A 15,815-nucleotide genomic window follows, 5' to 3' on the forward strand; every position below is an offset into this window, starting at 1 on the left:
GCAACAAGGGGATTTCCTTATTAACTTCTCTTGTTATCTTAATTCTTGTTCTCTTAGATCTTTTGGGTATCTCTACCCCTTTGGGTCTAGTGAGTCTGTTAATCTTCTCAAATCTCTTGATCACACTTCATTCCACTGTAATCAATTATTCCGATTTCATCCGTTCTTTATCCATCCGGTTCAACGTTGGCTCGATCTCTTCCCGCCCGTTTAAAATCCTATGATTTCACGGACAAGATTTTCAAATAAGCCAGCGCATCATCCACCGTGCTCACAGGCACAAGTTTCATTTTGGTGCCGATCTGTTCAGCCTTGGCTGCTGCTTCCTTATAGTTATCCTTAGGTACAAAGAAGATCTCCGCTTCTTTTCGATCAGCGGCTACTATCTTGTGTACTACACCACCAATGGCACCCACAACACCCTCTTTGGTAATGGTACCTGTACCCGCGATTCGATGCCCTTTGGTCAGATCTCCAGGTGTTAACTGGTTATAGATCTCCAACGTAAACATCAAGCCCGCAGACGGACCCCCCACCTGAGTATCTGTGAAGGAAATCTGTTTATTCGGGTCCTCAGCTTTCACCTTCTGAACCGCACCAATCATTACACCGAGTCCCGGGCGGGTTTCACCTGTTTTATTGTCTTTGACCTGAATCAGTTTCACATCCCGGCTAATGGTCTCTCCACCACGTTCCAGTTGCATTTCGACGGTATCTCCGACCTTTTTATCTTTTAACTGGGCAGAAAGCACCGTATTATCCGGCGTAGCTGTTCCATTCACTCCCAGAATGATATCTCCCGGTGCAATGTCTCCTTCCGGTTTTGGATCTTCGGACAGTCCAAATACAAAGATATGTTCAGGTACAATAGAGTAAGTCACGCCCGCCTGCTCATATGCAGCCTCCATTGCGGAGGATTGTGAGTCACTCATGAACCACACCTGTTCGGCAGAGTATTCCGCTTCGCTTTTGCCGCGCAGTCGGTCTTCTTTTTTATCCACTTGAGCATTTTTATTGAACAGAGAGGTTCCTAGCAAAAACACATTGGCATATGTTGCCGACACGGTTGTCATCATGAACACACCGTGTTCTTCCTGGTCCCCACCCTTAACGGTTACCATTGGTTTTACTTCATCTGCACTGCCAGGCATATATATGATATACGGCGTTGGCATGTACACGGCAACATAGACGACCAGAGCCACCACGATCACAAAGATCGAAGCTCTGAATCCGCCAGATTTCCGAATCCGATTCATCGCATGAGCCTCCGTTCTTTGTATCTCTATACAAGCCGAATTCTACACTAATCAGCGATCGTAATTCCACCTTGTGAATACTTCGATTCTCCGGTTGGATTCACGCTCTTTGTAATGCAGATACTCAGCTGATCTTGTTTAATCATTTTTTCAAGTCTAACACTCTGGTCCTTGTGCATACAATGGTACAGGCCGGATAGGCCGCTGTATACAATAGCCTGTCCGGTCAAGGCCGAACCGCCCTTCGGGCGTCATTCGGCCGTCCATTACGATTCAGATGCCAAATCGGCGTTATCTCTGATATGAGGTGAAACGATGACATTACAGAGCGAGGTTAGAGATTCTGGCCCGTTACGAACGATAATCCTAAGCACCGGCGCTTTAATGTTGGTCATTGCGGTAGTTGCGTCCCCCAAAGAAGCGTTTGACGCCTCTATTCAAGGTCTGGATATATGGTGGAAAATCATCTTCCCTGCCATGCTCCCTTTCCTCATGTTATCCCAAATGCTCACTGCGTTTGGCTTCACCCACGCGATCGGCGCCTTGCTCGGACCGTTAATGCAACGCTGGTTCAGACTCCCAGGCAACGCAGGTCTGGCGATTGCCGTTGGCATGTGCGGCGGATTCCCCGCAGGAGCAGATGTGGTATCCCGTTTATTTCAGGATAGACAAATTACCGCCAAGCAGGCGGTTGTCCTTGCGGCGGCATCTCATTTTGCCAATCCAATGATGATCATACTGGTCGTTGGTGCTGCTTTTCTCCACCAGCCAGCGGCCGGATATTTTTTACTTGTGGTCCACTGGATCAGCGGCTGGATTGCTGCCATTCTTGCCACACGTCTCCTGCCAGCACCGGGTAACCAGACAAACAGGGTTGGCTCCACAGCCGCGCAAGCAGATAACAACTCTTTTCATTCTCAGCTTGCAAGCCCTGCAAGTCCTGTAAGTTCCATAAGTCGCTCATCTACACCCCACCACGCAACGTCCAAACGACGCAGTATATGGTCCGATATGATGATTGCAGCCAGAGAAGCCCATCGTCGTGATGGAAGAGGATTTGGCAAACTGCTCGGTGACACCGTATCCCAAGCTGTGCAGACCTTAATGATGACTGGGGGATACATGATCGGTTTTGCCGTATTTATCCGGTTGGTCTCCCTTTATCTGACTCCCGGGTCCTCTGCTGCGCTGTGGCCAGCCTTCTTCGAGCTTCACCTCGGCACCTATCATTTGAGCCAGACTTCATTAACACCCATGCTGCTCATATCTCTACTTGCAGCCGTTCTTGGATGGGGTGGTTTATGCTCCCATCTGCAAGTCTCTACTGTCCTGAAAACAACTGGTCCGGGCAGCAAATCGATGTTGTACTTTGCTGGAGTTCGTCTGACTCATGGATTCATCGCCTTTTTCATCAGTCTATTCCTATGGATGCCGTTCAGCCGTTATAGCACAGAAGTCTGGACCACATTACAGACGAATGCAGAGCAAGACCTCTCAACACCATTTGGTTGGCTACTCATACATAGTCCAGGTAACACATACACGATCAACACCATTTGGAGCATCTTCCCTGCTGCATGCATGGGACTTGCGTTACTTCTTGCAGTCATGGTTAGTCTATCGGGGCTTACCTTCTGGTTTAACCGCCGGTTTTCTCGCTGATTTTCTGACGGAGCGCAGCTTCCACTTCAGGTGAGACAAGATCTGTAACATCTCCATGATAATGAGCGATTTCTTTGACGATGCTGGAACTTAAATAGGAATATTTGGGATTTGTCATCATAAATATGGTTTCCGCATCCGGGTTCAACTTGCTGTTGGTCGATGCCAATTGCAACTCGTATTCAAAATCAGTTACCGAGCGTATACCACGAACGATGACCTGAGCTTCCTTTTGCCGGACATAATTGGCTGTCAGATCGCGGAAACTGTCCACCTCCACATTGGGTAAATGGCGGGTTACTTCCGTAATCAGTTCTTTGCGCTCCTCCACCGTAAACAGCGGATTTTTGCTCATATTGTTCAACACAGCCACAATGACGCGATCAAATTGCTTCGACGCTCTGGCGATAATATCCAAATGCCCCATCGTTACGGGATCAAAACTTCCAGGATATACGGCGATCCGTTCCTGTCGATGTATCATTTCAGTCATGAGGAGCCTCCTCTTCCAGTGTAATGGATTCTCCACCTTCAACTGCTTCTGCCGCATAATAATAGATGGATACTGCCGTCTCCCCATACAAAGCCTTGCGCGTTTGTTCAAACGGGCCGAATTGCTCAGGGTAATCATGTTTGGATTCATATTCAAGCACGATGGTTGCTTCGGGTTCCAGAAGTTCCAGTTCGTGCATGGTTAACATCAACTCGTGCCCGTTCTTCATGCGATATGGCGGGTCCAGAAACACCAGATCAAACGTTGTGCCTCGCTTGGCGAGTGCCTTCAATGCCCGACCTGCATCATTACGATATACAGCCGCCTGGTCTTCCAGCTTGGTCGCCTTCAGATTCATGCGGATAACTTCAATACTTTTTGATTCCAAATCAACAAAAACAGCCTTGTCCATGCCGCGGCTCAGCGCCTCAATACCGAGACCTCCACTGCCTGCAAACAGATCCAATGCTGTGCCGCCCTCAAAATAAGGACCAACCATGCTAAATAACGCTTCCTTCACCTTGTCGGTGGTTGGCCGCGTACCCGTGCCAGGAACAGCCTTCAGCGGCCTGCCTTTTGCACTCCCAGATACCACTCTCACTTGACGAGTCACCTTTTCTCTATGTAAGTTTATTGATACGACTATCCTACCACACTCGGGTTCGGTTTGAAAAATGTGCGGTCTTCATTTCCCTTGGAAAATTGTTGACGAATTGTTGACGAATATGTATAAAAAGGAAACAATCGGGCGATTCTATAATTATCGACATCACAAGTGTCGTAGACAACCGCGGAGAAGACTTACGTTTCCCCATAAGCTCTTCGTCCGGTTTCTCCTCTCCCATGAAAAAGAAGCTCTCGAAAGAGGGCTTCTTTTTGTTGTTTAAGTTTTCATTTATTATGTTAGTTATATTTTTCTTCAAAATCACTTATTTCGGCTTCCTCTTCGGTCTGTAACCATCCGATCTCCCTCAGCCACATGCCCATATTTGCGATAAATTCATTTGAATCTAGATGTTCAATCTTGTATTTCATAATCTTTTCACTCAAAAAAGCATAAAACTCATGGCTTAACACATACCGTTGTTTGCTTTTGCTTAATGTCTTATACCGATCCTCACTGACCACCAGATCAAAATAGATGACATTCTCCTTCTTCACATGCCTGACTGTGGACCTTCTCTCGTATTCTTCAGGAAGGCACCTGAAAACAAAGAAGAGTTCTATATCAACGACTTGATACTTGCTTTTTACTTTATCAAAAACAGGCTGCAGCTCATCCGACAGATTGGCAACCTGCGTTAAACCTGAAGTATCCGTTGACTTTCCGAAGATCATTATTGAACTCCTCCCATTCATTTTCACCATTCATAATGCAACTGAAAAAGGTTGACTAGTGATGTAATCTCCGTCAACCTTTCCTATGTTCATCCTTCTTGTGCCTTACCCCAACGTAGCAAGGCCTTACGAGTTCGGCTCTCGATGTTTTCGATTGGAAAGTCGTAAATTGATCAATGGAATGATAAGTAGAACAACCGGTAAGAGAAGATTAATCGAACCATTCTTAATCATCATGAAGGTGATAAACAGCACAGCAAGCCAAGTCATAATCTCCATCATTTCATATTTGGTTAACGTCAGCTTGAATGCTTTTTTTGAAATAAAGCGAATCAAGAAATAAGCGATAAAGCTATAGAACAGGATCATTCCCAAGATAGCAACAAGGATTATGAGGTACATATCCACCATAAAAATCTCACCCGACCCTTATATTATTCCCTTAATTTTACCATATAAGAGATAAGGTGTTATCCCAATTCCAAACCAGCGCTTCGTCAAGACTGGCAATTTACGCTTTACTTCTCTTCAACAACAATCGTTGCATTATAGATCACGACACGTTTCCCATTGAGATCAAATAATACTTTATTGCCGTATTCCGTATCTTCCACGTCAATCTTGCCATCATAGGTCTGAATCAATTCACCATTATTGCTGTACACTTTAACAACCCTCTCCAGGCCACCCGAGTTATTGGACCTCATCGTTTTGAGTGCACGTTCACCTGAAGCGGTATTGAAATACCATATGAAACATCCAACAATGATACCCAAGAAGACCAACACCGTCACCCATATACCTGTCTTTGCTTTTTTACTCATCTTGAACCCCCCTCTTATGTTTCCTGTCTCGTACATTACGAGGTTGGAGAGAGAACGGTTTCATATAAAGCCTCTCAAGCTGTTCGTTGACATAACAAAACAGAGGCCTCCGATGAGCGAAGACCTCTGTTCTTAATAGAATACATTCTTTATTCTGTACGATCCTTTTACTTACAGTGCACGAATAACAAATTCAAATGTCAGTTCGCCGTCCGAAGGGATCAGGTATTCTGGATGAACCGGAGCACCCCAGCTGTCATCACCGCCAACACCCATTTGTTTACCCGCTACAGTCACGACCGTATAGTGCACAGGAGGCAATTCGTACGCATGTTGTGCGTTCTCCAGCTCAAATGCTGTATATGGTGATACATTCAGCTCAACCGGAGTTCCAGATGCCTCAATTTTGAAGCCACGTCCCGCGTTGTCTGTCAATTTGGCCCAACGAACGCCAGTACGGTTGCCCGATTCCTGTGGTACCAGATATGGAGCTACAGTATCAGCTACCTTGCTGCCATGGATGCCTAGACGTGCGCCAAATGCGCGGTCTGCATAGTTTTCTTCGGGTCCCATCGCGAGCCATTCCACGTTTTCGAAGTCAGGTGATGTTCTGAAGGACAATGCATGGATTGGCAGGTTAGGCAATCCAGCTGTACCTTTGTACGTATTATGCACACGCACGCTTCCATCTGCATGTACAGTATAGACCACTTTCACTTGTACATCCTCCGAAATGTTGAGCTTGTACGTGAACTCGATCCGGTATTGATCCGGTTTCTGTTCCGCTTTCCACTCTACAGAACGTGGCATCAGGCTCGCTGCATACCAGGCACCCAGTTCGAAGCCCATCGCCATTCCTTTGTCATTATCCGTCATTGCACGCCAGAAGAGCGGTGCAGGTGGTACAGCAATGGTCTCACGACCGGACAATTTTAGGGAAACCAGTGTGCCAAACTGTTTGGAGAACAGCGCATGCGTTTTGCCAGCACGAACACCGATGTTAACGTCACCTTCAACCACTTGTACATCACTTACAAGGTTCAGGTCCGTCTGGGCTGCATCATTTACCTGATCCTGTGTGAAAATAAACTGTCCAAATGCCACTTCTTCGCCTTTGTCAGCCCACAGTGTAGCTTCTTTTAACACAAATGCGGTGTTCACAGCGTACTCGCCGCCCACCAGGGATTCTGTACCCAGCGGAAGCTTAACTACTGTCTCGCTTTGCGCATCCACGTTCACTTCCAATGTTCCACGCAGCACTTCATGTCCCTCACGCTCCAGGCTGTATACCAGTTCCAATACAGATGTATCTGCGAACAGATTACCGTTTACGATTTTGACGCCTTCACGATCCGGGAACAGCTTGATGTTCTGGTACAGGAATTTAACCTCCTGCATTTTCGCAGTTACTTTACGATCAGCATGGACAATACCGTTGCCACAGAACGAATAGTCTGATGGACGATCACCGAAATCTCCACCATAAGCGAGGAACTCTTTGCCGTAACGATCTTTTTTATAAATGGATTGGTCGATGTAATCCCAGATGAATCCACCTTGATACATCGGATATTTGTCTTCCAACTCCGTATACTTGTGCATACCGCCAATAGAGTTACCCATGGCATGCATGTACTCACAGCTGATATAAGGTTTCGTCGGGTTTGCATTCAGGAATTCCTCAATGTCCGCCGGTTTGGCATACATGCGAGTCTCCATATCACTTGTTTCATCGAAACGGCGATCATGGAATACACCTTCATAATGTACCAGACGTGTTGGATCAGCCGATTTGAAGTATTGGGATACTTTGTAGATGACTTCACCACCATGTGATTCATTACCACAAGACCAGATCAGAATGGACGGATGGTTTTTGTCACGCTCCACCATGGATACAGCGCGGTCCATAACGATATCATGCCACTCCGGTTTGTCACCTGGAATAACCCATGAAGGCTCAACGGCGCCAAGTTTCTGCCAAGATCCGTGTGTCTCCAGGTTCATCTCGTCAATAACATAAAGTCCGTATTTATCACACAACTCATACCAAAGACTTTGGTTTGGATAGTGTGACGTACGTACGGCATTCATGTTGTTCTGTTTGATCGTACGAACATCCCACAGCATATCTTCCTTCGTAACCGCACGTCCACGACGCGGGTTGAACTCATGGCGATTCACACCTTTGAATACGATACGTTTACCGTTGATGTGCATCACTTTATCGATCATTTCAAATGTACGGAAACCAACGGCTTGAGGAACAACCTCAACCAGTGTACCCGCAGCATCATATACACGAATATAAAGGCGATACAAGTATGGAATCTCTGCGCTCCACAGATTCACTGTACCAATATCTTCCCGAAGACTTACTTGTCCATCGTTAACTTTGGATTCAAACGTTTTAACGGTATTACCTTCACGATCGCGAAGTTCAGCCTCTACACGTGCTCCTGCAACCGCTTTTCCTTCCAGCTTCAGATCCACTTGCAACGTACCGTTGGTATAGGACTTGTCCAGATCTGTGCGAACATGAACATCACGTACGTGTGCTGTCGGGACGGTATACAGATACACATCTCTGAAAATGCCGGAGAAACGCCAGAAATCCTGGTCTTCCAGCCAGCTGCCTGTGCTGCGTTGATACACCTCAACCGCGAGTTTGTTCTCTCCATCCTGAAGGAATGGTGTCAGGTCAAAATCAGATGGCGTGAAGCTGTCCTCCCCGTATCCTACGAATTGTCCATTAAGCCATACATAGAATGCAGACTCTACACCTTGGAAAGAAATATATACCGGATTCGACTCCCAACCTGTCGGCAGGTGGAATGTGCGAATGTAACTTCCAACCGGATTTTTATCCTGTGGTAATGCTGGTGGACGAATGTCGTTCAAGCCATCCCAAGGATATTGTGTATTTACATATTGAATCTGTCCGTATCCTTGAAGTTGGATATGCCCCGGAACTTCAATATCATCCCAGCCTTCACTGGAAAAATCGGATGTATAGAAAAACTCAGAACGGCTGTCTGGACGAATTGCATAGTTGAATTTCCACGTACCATTCAGATCATAACGCATGGACATCGCGCCTGAACCTACAGCCTCGTCCATTGTTTGGTAGTAACGGTGATCGGAATAGGCATGAAGACGGTTCACCTCAAATACACTTACGTCCCCCAACCAGTTGATATCTGCCTTTGTTGCTTTCATCGGCTCTCTCTCCCTTTAAAACGTTATAGTTTGACTTATTCAAGGTTTACGCTGGATTTCCTTTTGCTTTACATAAACAAAAAAGACAGAGGTACGCCATAACAGCGCCCTCTCTTCTTTCCTGCATCCGTCATTTGCACGGATTATGCTGTTTTCATTACTTCACGGAACCTACCATACCTGCAACAAAATGTTTCTGCATGATGAAGAAAACGATTGCTGTAGGCAGTGTTGCAATCACGATTGCTGTCATGATTACTCCGTAATCCGGAGAATAACCAGCACCCAGATTTGAGATCAACAGTGGAATCGTTTGTTGGTCAGGTGTTTGCAATACAATGAGTGGCCACAGATAGTTGTTCCAGCTACTCATGAATGTAATGATTGCTGCCGCTGCATATGTTGTTTTCATGGTTGGCATATAGATCTTCAAGAAGATGCCGAGTTCACTCAAACCATCAATACGTCCAGCTTCCAGCAAGTCTTTCGGGAACATTTTGGTGTTCTGACGGAAGAAAAAGATCAGGAACGCTGTTGCGATGGTTGGCAGGATCACTGCTGCCATCGTGTTGATTCCGATAACCGGTGCAACTCCCGAGATTGTTGCAAACATACGATACAGTGGTACCATGATCGCTGCAAACGGGATCATCATGGATAACAACAGGATATTAAACACAATGTCACGAGACTTCGTGCGATATACCTCGAAACCATAACCTGCCATGGAACCAATAAACAGTGCCAAGAGAGTGGAGACTACAGAGATAATCGCCGAGTTTCCGAGAGCCTGTACCAGATTTGTCGAATCAATCAGTTTGTTGAAGTTATCAATGAAAGCTGAACCCGGTAACAATCTGCCTTTCGTTACATCGACAGATGCATTCGTTGAACTGACCAGCATCCAGAAGAAAGGGAAAATGGATACAAAGGCGACGATGGATAGGAACACATACGTGAAAATCCGTTTTGCTTTAGCTTTAGCCATTTTTATTATCACCTGCCACTTTAAACTGGATGATGGACAATACAATAATCAAGATTACGATGGAATACGACACTGTTGCTGCATAACCGAAGTCCGGTGAATATTTGAACGAAAGGTTGTAGATGTATTGTGAAATCGACATGGTCGCATTACCTGGACCACCTTTGGTAATATTCATAATCTCATCGAAGATTTGCAATGTACCAATCGTTGATGTGATGGACGTGAAAAGGATAATCGGTTTAAGCAAAGGTACAGTGATTTTGAAGAATTGTGTAAAAGCATTCGCTCCGTCAATTCTTGCAGCTTCATAGATTGATTGATCGATGTTTTGCAGGGATGACAGATAGAAAATCATGTTATATCCGGTCCAACGCCAAGTAACGGCGATTATGATCGTAATTTTAGCCCAGAACGGGTCTGTGATCCATTGAATTGGATCGCCAATAATGTGCAAGCCCATCAGGAATTGATTCACCATTCCATCTGGTGCGAACAAATATTTGAATACAACAGAGTACGCTACCAATGAAGTTACACAAGGCAAGAAAATCGCTGTACGGAAGAAACTCCGGAAGCGTAGTGTGCTGTCATTCAGCAATACGGAAATAAACAAACCAAGAATAATCATTACAGGCACTTGAATAATCAAGTAGATAAAAGTATTCGATAATGCTGTACGGAATGTTGTATCAACTAACAATCTTTTGTAGTTAGAAAGGCCCGAAAATTCAAGATTGGCTCCTACACCAGACTTGAACGATAAGAGCAGCGCTTGAATCATCGGGTAGAAGTAAAATGCAACAATCCCGACAACAGCCAGCAAAACAAAAGCCCATCCAGTCAAATTATTTTTCTTTTGGAGACTGTCTCCTGTATTCATGGCTTTCACAGTATGGCTCCTCTCTCTCCATGGAACATGGGTAGAACCCACGGAGCCTCTCGCCATATCCGGTTCGACTTGCGCCGGACGTGGGAGACGGCTCCGATGTTTCCTAGGGTTCTATAAGTTACCTTGGGTATCTTAGTTTAATTGTGCTTCAGCTTGTTTTTGTGCATCAGCCAGAACGTCATCGATTGATTTACCGTTCAGGAATGCTTGCATTTCTACAACCAGAATATCTTCAATGGCATATGTGTTGATACCATAGTTTACGCTTGGAATTTCTTTCGTCCAATTCGCAAAGTCTGTGAAGATTTTTTGTCCGCCGAAGTACTCGTCTGCTTTGGCATACGCGTCACCATCAACTGCTGGTTTGTACGTACCAATTGCGCCGATGTTGTTCAACAGATCTTGATACAATTGTTTGTCAGAACCAAATGTTTTTGCTACAAAATCAGCTGCTTGATCTGCACCAGGAACGTTGTTCATAACATACCAAGAGCTACCACCCAAGTTGGATGCGTGAACAGAGTTTGGTTGACCAGCCATTTTTGGCATTGGAGCTACAGCCCATTTACCGGATTGGGAAGCTTCTTGACGTACAGATGGTGAGAACCAGTTACCTGTAGGAATTGTTGCTACGCTACCGTTATTGGCGTTCGCAACGAATTGACTCCAGTCAGAGTGCAATTTAACAATGTTGGCATCCATCATTGCTTTGTAAGTAATAAACGCTTCTTTCAGAGCAGCATTATTAGCAATGTCAGGTGTTTTACCATCTTCTGCGGAATACCATTTACCTGCAGTTTGGATCATCATACGAATCAAACCAAGGTCATTCGGGTCAAGAGAAAGAAGCTCTTTACCTGTTTTAGCTTTTACGTCTTTACCAATTTGGATGTAGTCATCCCAAGTGATGTCTTGCAGGTCAGCTGCTTTGTAGCCAGCTTGCTCCAGCAGATCTGTTCTGTAGTACAAACCAGCAACGCCGGAGTCAAATGGTACTCCGTATTGTTTGCCATCAAACGCTGTTGGTCCGAGTTTGTAATCTGCAAAATCGGAAGCCGTGATACTGGAAGACAGATCTTTGAACGCATCAGGATATGCATTCAGGAAGCTTTGTGAACGATAGTCTTCAATCAGAACTACGTTTGGAAGACCGCTGGCAGTTCCGGAGTTAAGACCTGTGTTCAGTTTCTGAATGATATCAGCTTGAGCGTATTCAATGATGTTGATTTTCACATCAGGATTTGCTTTTTGATATGCTTCTTTTGCTGTTTCCATTGCAGCTACGTTAAAAGCTTTGTCCCAAGCCCAGACCGTAATTTCGTTTGTTTTTTCGTCACCACCACTAGCGGATTTACCTCCGCCTCCGGATGAACATGCGGACAACAGCAGTACTGTAACGAGCATCAATACCCACATTTTTTTCAAAACATTCAACTCCCCTTCGACCTCTTTGTGTGTAATTTGTTTGCGTTTTCTGAAAGCGGTTGCTTTCGATGTATTCATCTTATCATTCCCATATCTCCATTCGTTAGTAATAATTTTGTACGGATTTGTCATCTTATCACCACAATGAAAACCTTTACAGAAACCGTTTGCATTAAATTTGGTTTTTTGTAATTTCTTTTGATTTTGTAATTTCTTGATCTTGAAATAGTACAAAAATGATTTCACGCTTTACCTCTGACACGTGAAAATCCCCCGACTCTGTATAAAACAGAAGCGAGGGATCTCGATTTTAAGTGTATTTAATCGAATCGGGTTTCGATTCAACTCGTGATTAAAGGTAGTGTAACGGTGACTCTCGTTCCTTCCCCAACCGTACTCATAATGGTGACACCATAAGGTGAACCATATAATAACTCAATACGGTCATGTACATTGCGAATACCGATACCGCTAAATAATTGACGATTGTTCTTTGGATTGGGCAACGTTTCTCCCAAGACAAGTCCTTCAATTCCATCCCCGTTGTCCATAATCTCACAGATGAGTGATTCTCCCGCTCTGGAAACCATGACATGAATCGTACCCGTTTCTTTCTTGATGAATCCATGGAAAAATGCATTCTCAATAAACGGCTGAATCACCAGTTTGGGTACATGATAGTGTGTACAATCCGGAGCCACGTAGAAAGCTGCTTTAATCCGACCACCATATCTGACGTGATTAATGAAGACATAATTTTTCAAATTCTCGACTTCTTGTTCCACTGTAACAGTCTGACTCACATCACTGATCGTATTTTGCAGCAATCCAATTAATGCATTAATCGTCTCCGCAGCCCTGTCTTTGTTGCCTTGTTGCACCAGAACTTTGACAGATGCAAGTGTATTGTACAAGAAGTGAGGATTAATCTGACTCTGTAATGCCGCAAGCTCTGCGTTCCGTTGTTCATGCTGTGTCTGCACTAACTGATCCACATAATCATGCAGTTCATCAAGCATGTAATTGTAAGCATGACCAAGCTGCCTGCTCTCGTAGCTTCCACTCACCGGAATGTAGTTGTCCAGATCACTTTTTGTAATGTTGGACATCTGCTTCACAAGTCTGCGCAGTGACTTGGTAATCTGACTGGTGATGAGAAACACAAGGATGAGTGCCCCCACAACGATAGCTGCACAGATCAGGGCAACCGTCTTCATGTCGATAAGTTGACCCATCGCCAGATCCTTATCCACTACATTGACAATATAAAACCGATAGAACGGTAAATACTCGGATAGCACAACGCTATCCTGATCCATCACACGAGCATTAATACTTCTCGGAGAGTTGTTGTTCATATCCCGGGCATATGATAGCAAATCCAGCTGGGTTGTTCCGATCCAGTCTTCACGATTCGATGATACAATCTCACCTTTTTCATTCATAATGACTACATCATTGCCACGACTTGTAAAGCTGCTGTAAAATTGCCGGAATATGTCTTCTCTCATCGTGACATAGAGCGTACCGTATATTCGGCTGCGTGTTCGGTCCGTCAACGCCTTCGTTGCAGAGATCATCTGCTGACTCCCGAGCGTTGCCTCGTTTTGGTAAACATCAAAGATAAGACGACTCGGCGTCTCAGCGGCTTCCATCGTAATTGGCTCCTGCTTCAATTCATCCACGGACAACTGAAGGTGAGCACGATTCGTGGAATAGCTCCGTCCATTAATCCCGATAATTGTTATCCCGACTTCGTAGGATTCTGTGATGGATTGAATTCGATCCATCGTTTCCCTCATATTATAGAAGGATTTGGCCATCGTGAGGGAATCGGCATCTCCTTCGGACAGGAATCCTCGGATCGATCCACTCTGCGTCACATTATTCGATACGGCAGCAATGGCCTCATTAAAGGATTCAAAATTTGTTTTGATCTGATTAAGCACCTTGGAGTTTGTGATACTGAACGTCTCAGTAAACAGATTGGTTGACATATGAATGGTCGTCCATAAGATGAGTACAGAAACAAGGACAATACTGACCACCATAACCAGAAACAACTTGGGAAACAATCCGAGACGAGATAATTGGTTCATCCATTTCTTCATAATCTTATCCTTCTGACTTTATGCCCAGAATTTGCGCCGGTATCGGCTTGGTGATAATCCGGTGAATTTTTTGAACACCTTGCAAAAGTAACTATGATCGGAATAGCCTACCATACTGCTAATCTCAGAAATCGTTACATCATCGGATCGAAGCAGTTCCTCGGCTTTTTCAATCCGGATTTTATTCAAGTATTCATTAAATCCTTCTTTTTTGTGAGATGAAAAATAACTGGATAAATACGAGGGATTAAAATGAAAGTGCTTGGCTACTTCAGCAAGCCCGAGCGGCTGATCAAAGTGCTCATGCATGTAATCCAGCAGCATCTTCATGTTGGGATCACTTCGTTTTCCACCCGCACCAACGGAGCACTCCTGAACTTCCGTCATGAATTGGTCAAGCACAGTCATGACTTCGTCCAGACTCGAAGCCCCGTCCACATTTTTAAAATACGTATATTTGCTCTCTTCCAGCCCGGCAGACTGGACATCCATATCCGCGAGGGTAATGGTCACGTTGAAGATCAAGTTACCGAGAAATGATTTGATCTCAAACACATCGGCAATATAATCCCGTCCAAGTGTTTTTGCATGATCCTGTAAATACTCCCTTGCCGCTTCGACCCGGTTACGCTTCACATGCTGCAAAAACATATTCACATTAAACTGGTAACCTGCGGGATGCATTGGAGGCAGTTCACCATACACCAGGATTGGTCGATCCTTATAATAGAAACGATATTCAATCAGCTTAATCAGGCGTTCCCGGTAAACAACACCCATCTGTTCAAATGAAGTAAAGCTTTCACTAAGCACCCAACCAGGACTGCCTTCTCCTGCTGCATTTTCACTGGCCAACTGTCTGATCCGTTCAAGCATCCATTCATCTCTCGCAGGATCGACATTAAGGAGCATCACAGGTAATGTACCCTCTGCGGGAACCATTGCACATTCTACTTCAGGCAGATCACTGCGGAGCTTGGATTCAATCTGTTCCTGATCCATCTTCAGCGGATTCCCTCCAGCACCCACGGGTTTATACACCAGCAAGCGAAAGGATTCATACGGAAAGGTATCTCGAATGATCGGCATTTCGCTATCTTCATCCAGTGTAAATCCGGACAACATCTTCTCCATCAATTGCCCCAGTCTCCAGCCATCGTGCGACGGCTCGAACTGTAGCTCGGGAATTTTACCCGCTGTGCGTTGAAGGACTTGCAATAATTCATTTGTATCCAGCTTGGGTTTCAGTATATAATCTGCTGCCCCGTGCTGAAGCGTTGAACGTACATACTCGAATTCACTGAAGCTGCTAAGTACAATAACTTCAATCTGCGGATTACTGGCTTTTAGTGTACGGACAAACGTTTCGCCATCCATGACAGGCATGACAATGTCGGTGATCACAATATCCGGTTTTAACAGGTTCACCTGCTGTAATCCTTCTTCACCGTTGGAAGCTTCACCCACAATGATAAATCCTTCCGCTTCCCAGTTCATATGGTGCTTTATGCCCTGTCTTACCAGAAACTCATCGTCAACAATCAGCACCTTGCACAACCGGTTCATGATCGCGACCCCCTTGTCTAATCTTTCCTCTATATCTG

14 protein-coding genes are annotated in these 15,815 nt (G+C 45.0%); 1 reads left to right on the forward strand and 13 read right to left on the reverse strand.

What is annotated here, in order from left to right:
- Positions 1-218: 218 nt before the first annotated feature.
- Together IFU39_RS09650 and IFU39_RS09655 are read right to left on the reverse strand one after the other, a co-directional pair.
- A complete protein-coding gene (locus IFU39_RS09650; protein WP_192132362.1) occupies positions 219-1,259 on the reverse strand; it encodes a SepM family pheromone-processing serine protease in 1,041 nt (346 codons plus the stop codon).
- Positions 1,260-1,306: 47 nt separating this feature from the next.
- Positions 1,307-1,489: a hypothetical protein gene (locus IFU39_RS09655; protein WP_091017348.1), complete on the reverse strand. Its 183-nt coding sequence runs from the start codon at positions 1,487-1,489 to the stop codon at positions 1,307-1,309.
- Positions 1,490-1,574: 85 nt separating this feature from the next.
- Here IFU39_RS09655 and IFU39_RS09660 point away from each other — a divergent pair, with 85 nt between their 5' ends.
- Positions 1,575-2,921: a nucleoside recognition domain-containing protein gene (locus IFU39_RS09660; protein WP_192132364.1), complete on the forward strand. Its 1,347-nt coding sequence runs from the start codon at positions 1,575-1,577 to the stop codon at positions 2,919-2,921.
- Here IFU39_RS09660 and coaD read toward each other — a convergent pair.
- From coaD to IFU39_RS09710, 11 genes are all read right to left on the reverse strand, one after another.
- Positions 2,899-3,405 carry a pantetheine-phosphate adenylyltransferase gene (gene coaD, locus IFU39_RS09665; RefSeq protein WP_085981453.1) on the reverse strand — a complete coding sequence of 169 codons (507 nt, stop codon included), beginning with the start codon at positions 3,403-3,405 and terminating at the stop codon, positions 2,899-2,901. The genes IFU39_RS09660 and coaD overlap by 23 nt on opposite strands.
- A 1-nt stretch (position 3,406) precedes the next feature.
- Positions 3,407-4,015: a 16S rRNA (guanine(966)-N(2))-methyltransferase RsmD gene (gene rsmD / locus IFU39_RS09670; protein ID WP_091017351.1), complete on the reverse strand. Its 609-nt coding sequence runs from the start codon at positions 4,013-4,015 to the stop codon at positions 3,407-3,409.
- A 302-nt stretch (positions 4,016-4,317) separates the two neighbouring features.
- The gene (locus IFU39_RS09675) at positions 4,318-4,752 is read right to left on the reverse strand and encodes a hypothetical protein (protein WP_192132366.1); all 435 of its coding nucleotides are present in this window, start codon (positions 4,750-4,752) and stop codon (positions 4,318-4,320) included.
- Between the two features lie 126 nt (positions 4,753-4,878).
- The gene (locus IFU39_RS32640) at positions 4,879-5,127 is read right to left on the reverse strand and encodes a hypothetical protein (RefSeq protein ID WP_143786534.1); all 249 of its coding nucleotides are present in this window, start codon (positions 5,125-5,127) and stop codon (positions 4,879-4,881) included.
- Between the two features lie 143 nt (positions 5,128-5,270).
- The gene (locus tag IFU39_RS09680; protein WP_017689244.1) at positions 5,271-5,576 is read right to left on the reverse strand and encodes a hypothetical protein; all 306 of its coding nucleotides are present in this window, start codon (positions 5,574-5,576) and stop codon (positions 5,271-5,273) included.
- Between the two features lie 171 nt (positions 5,577-5,747).
- Complete coding sequence (locus IFU39_RS09685; protein WP_105598184.1) at positions 5,748-8,795, reverse strand: glycoside hydrolase family 2 TIM barrel-domain containing protein; 3,048 nt, start codon at positions 8,793-8,795, stop codon at positions 5,748-5,750.
- Between the two features lie 157 nt (positions 8,796-8,952).
- A complete protein-coding gene (locus IFU39_RS09690) occupies positions 8,953-9,783 on the reverse strand; it encodes a carbohydrate ABC transporter permease (RefSeq protein ID WP_036609483.1) in 831 nt (276 codons plus the stop codon).
- Positions 9,776-10,666 (reverse strand): carbohydrate ABC transporter permease, encoded by an 891-nt coding sequence (locus tag IFU39_RS09695; protein ID WP_036610887.1) that lies wholly within the window; start codon positions 10,664-10,666, stop codon positions 9,776-9,778. Before IFU39_RS09695 ends, IFU39_RS09690 begins: the two co-directional genes overlap by 8 nt.
- A gap of 141 nt (positions 10,667-10,807) precedes the next feature.
- A complete protein-coding gene (locus tag IFU39_RS09700) occupies positions 10,808-12,091 on the reverse strand; it encodes an extracellular solute-binding protein (RefSeq protein WP_223199980.1) in 1,284 nt (427 codons plus the stop codon).
- Between the two features lie 350 nt (positions 12,092-12,441).
- Entirely contained in the window at positions 12,442-14,211 is a 1,770-nt protein-coding gene (locus tag IFU39_RS09705; RefSeq protein WP_105598183.1) for a cache domain-containing sensor histidine kinase, read from the reverse strand.
- Between the two features lie 18 nt (positions 14,212-14,229).
- On the reverse strand, positions 14,230-15,777 hold the full coding sequence (locus IFU39_RS09710) for a response regulator transcription factor (protein WP_105598182.1): 1,548 nt from the start codon (positions 15,775-15,777) through the stop codon (positions 14,230-14,232).
- Between the last annotated feature and the right edge of the window lie 38 nt (positions 15,778-15,815).

The organism is Paenibacillus sp. CFBP 13594 (assembly GCF_014842675.1).
GTDB classification, from domain to species: Bacteria; Bacillota; Bacilli; order Paenibacillales; family Paenibacillaceae; genus Paenibacillus; species Paenibacillus amylolyticus_B.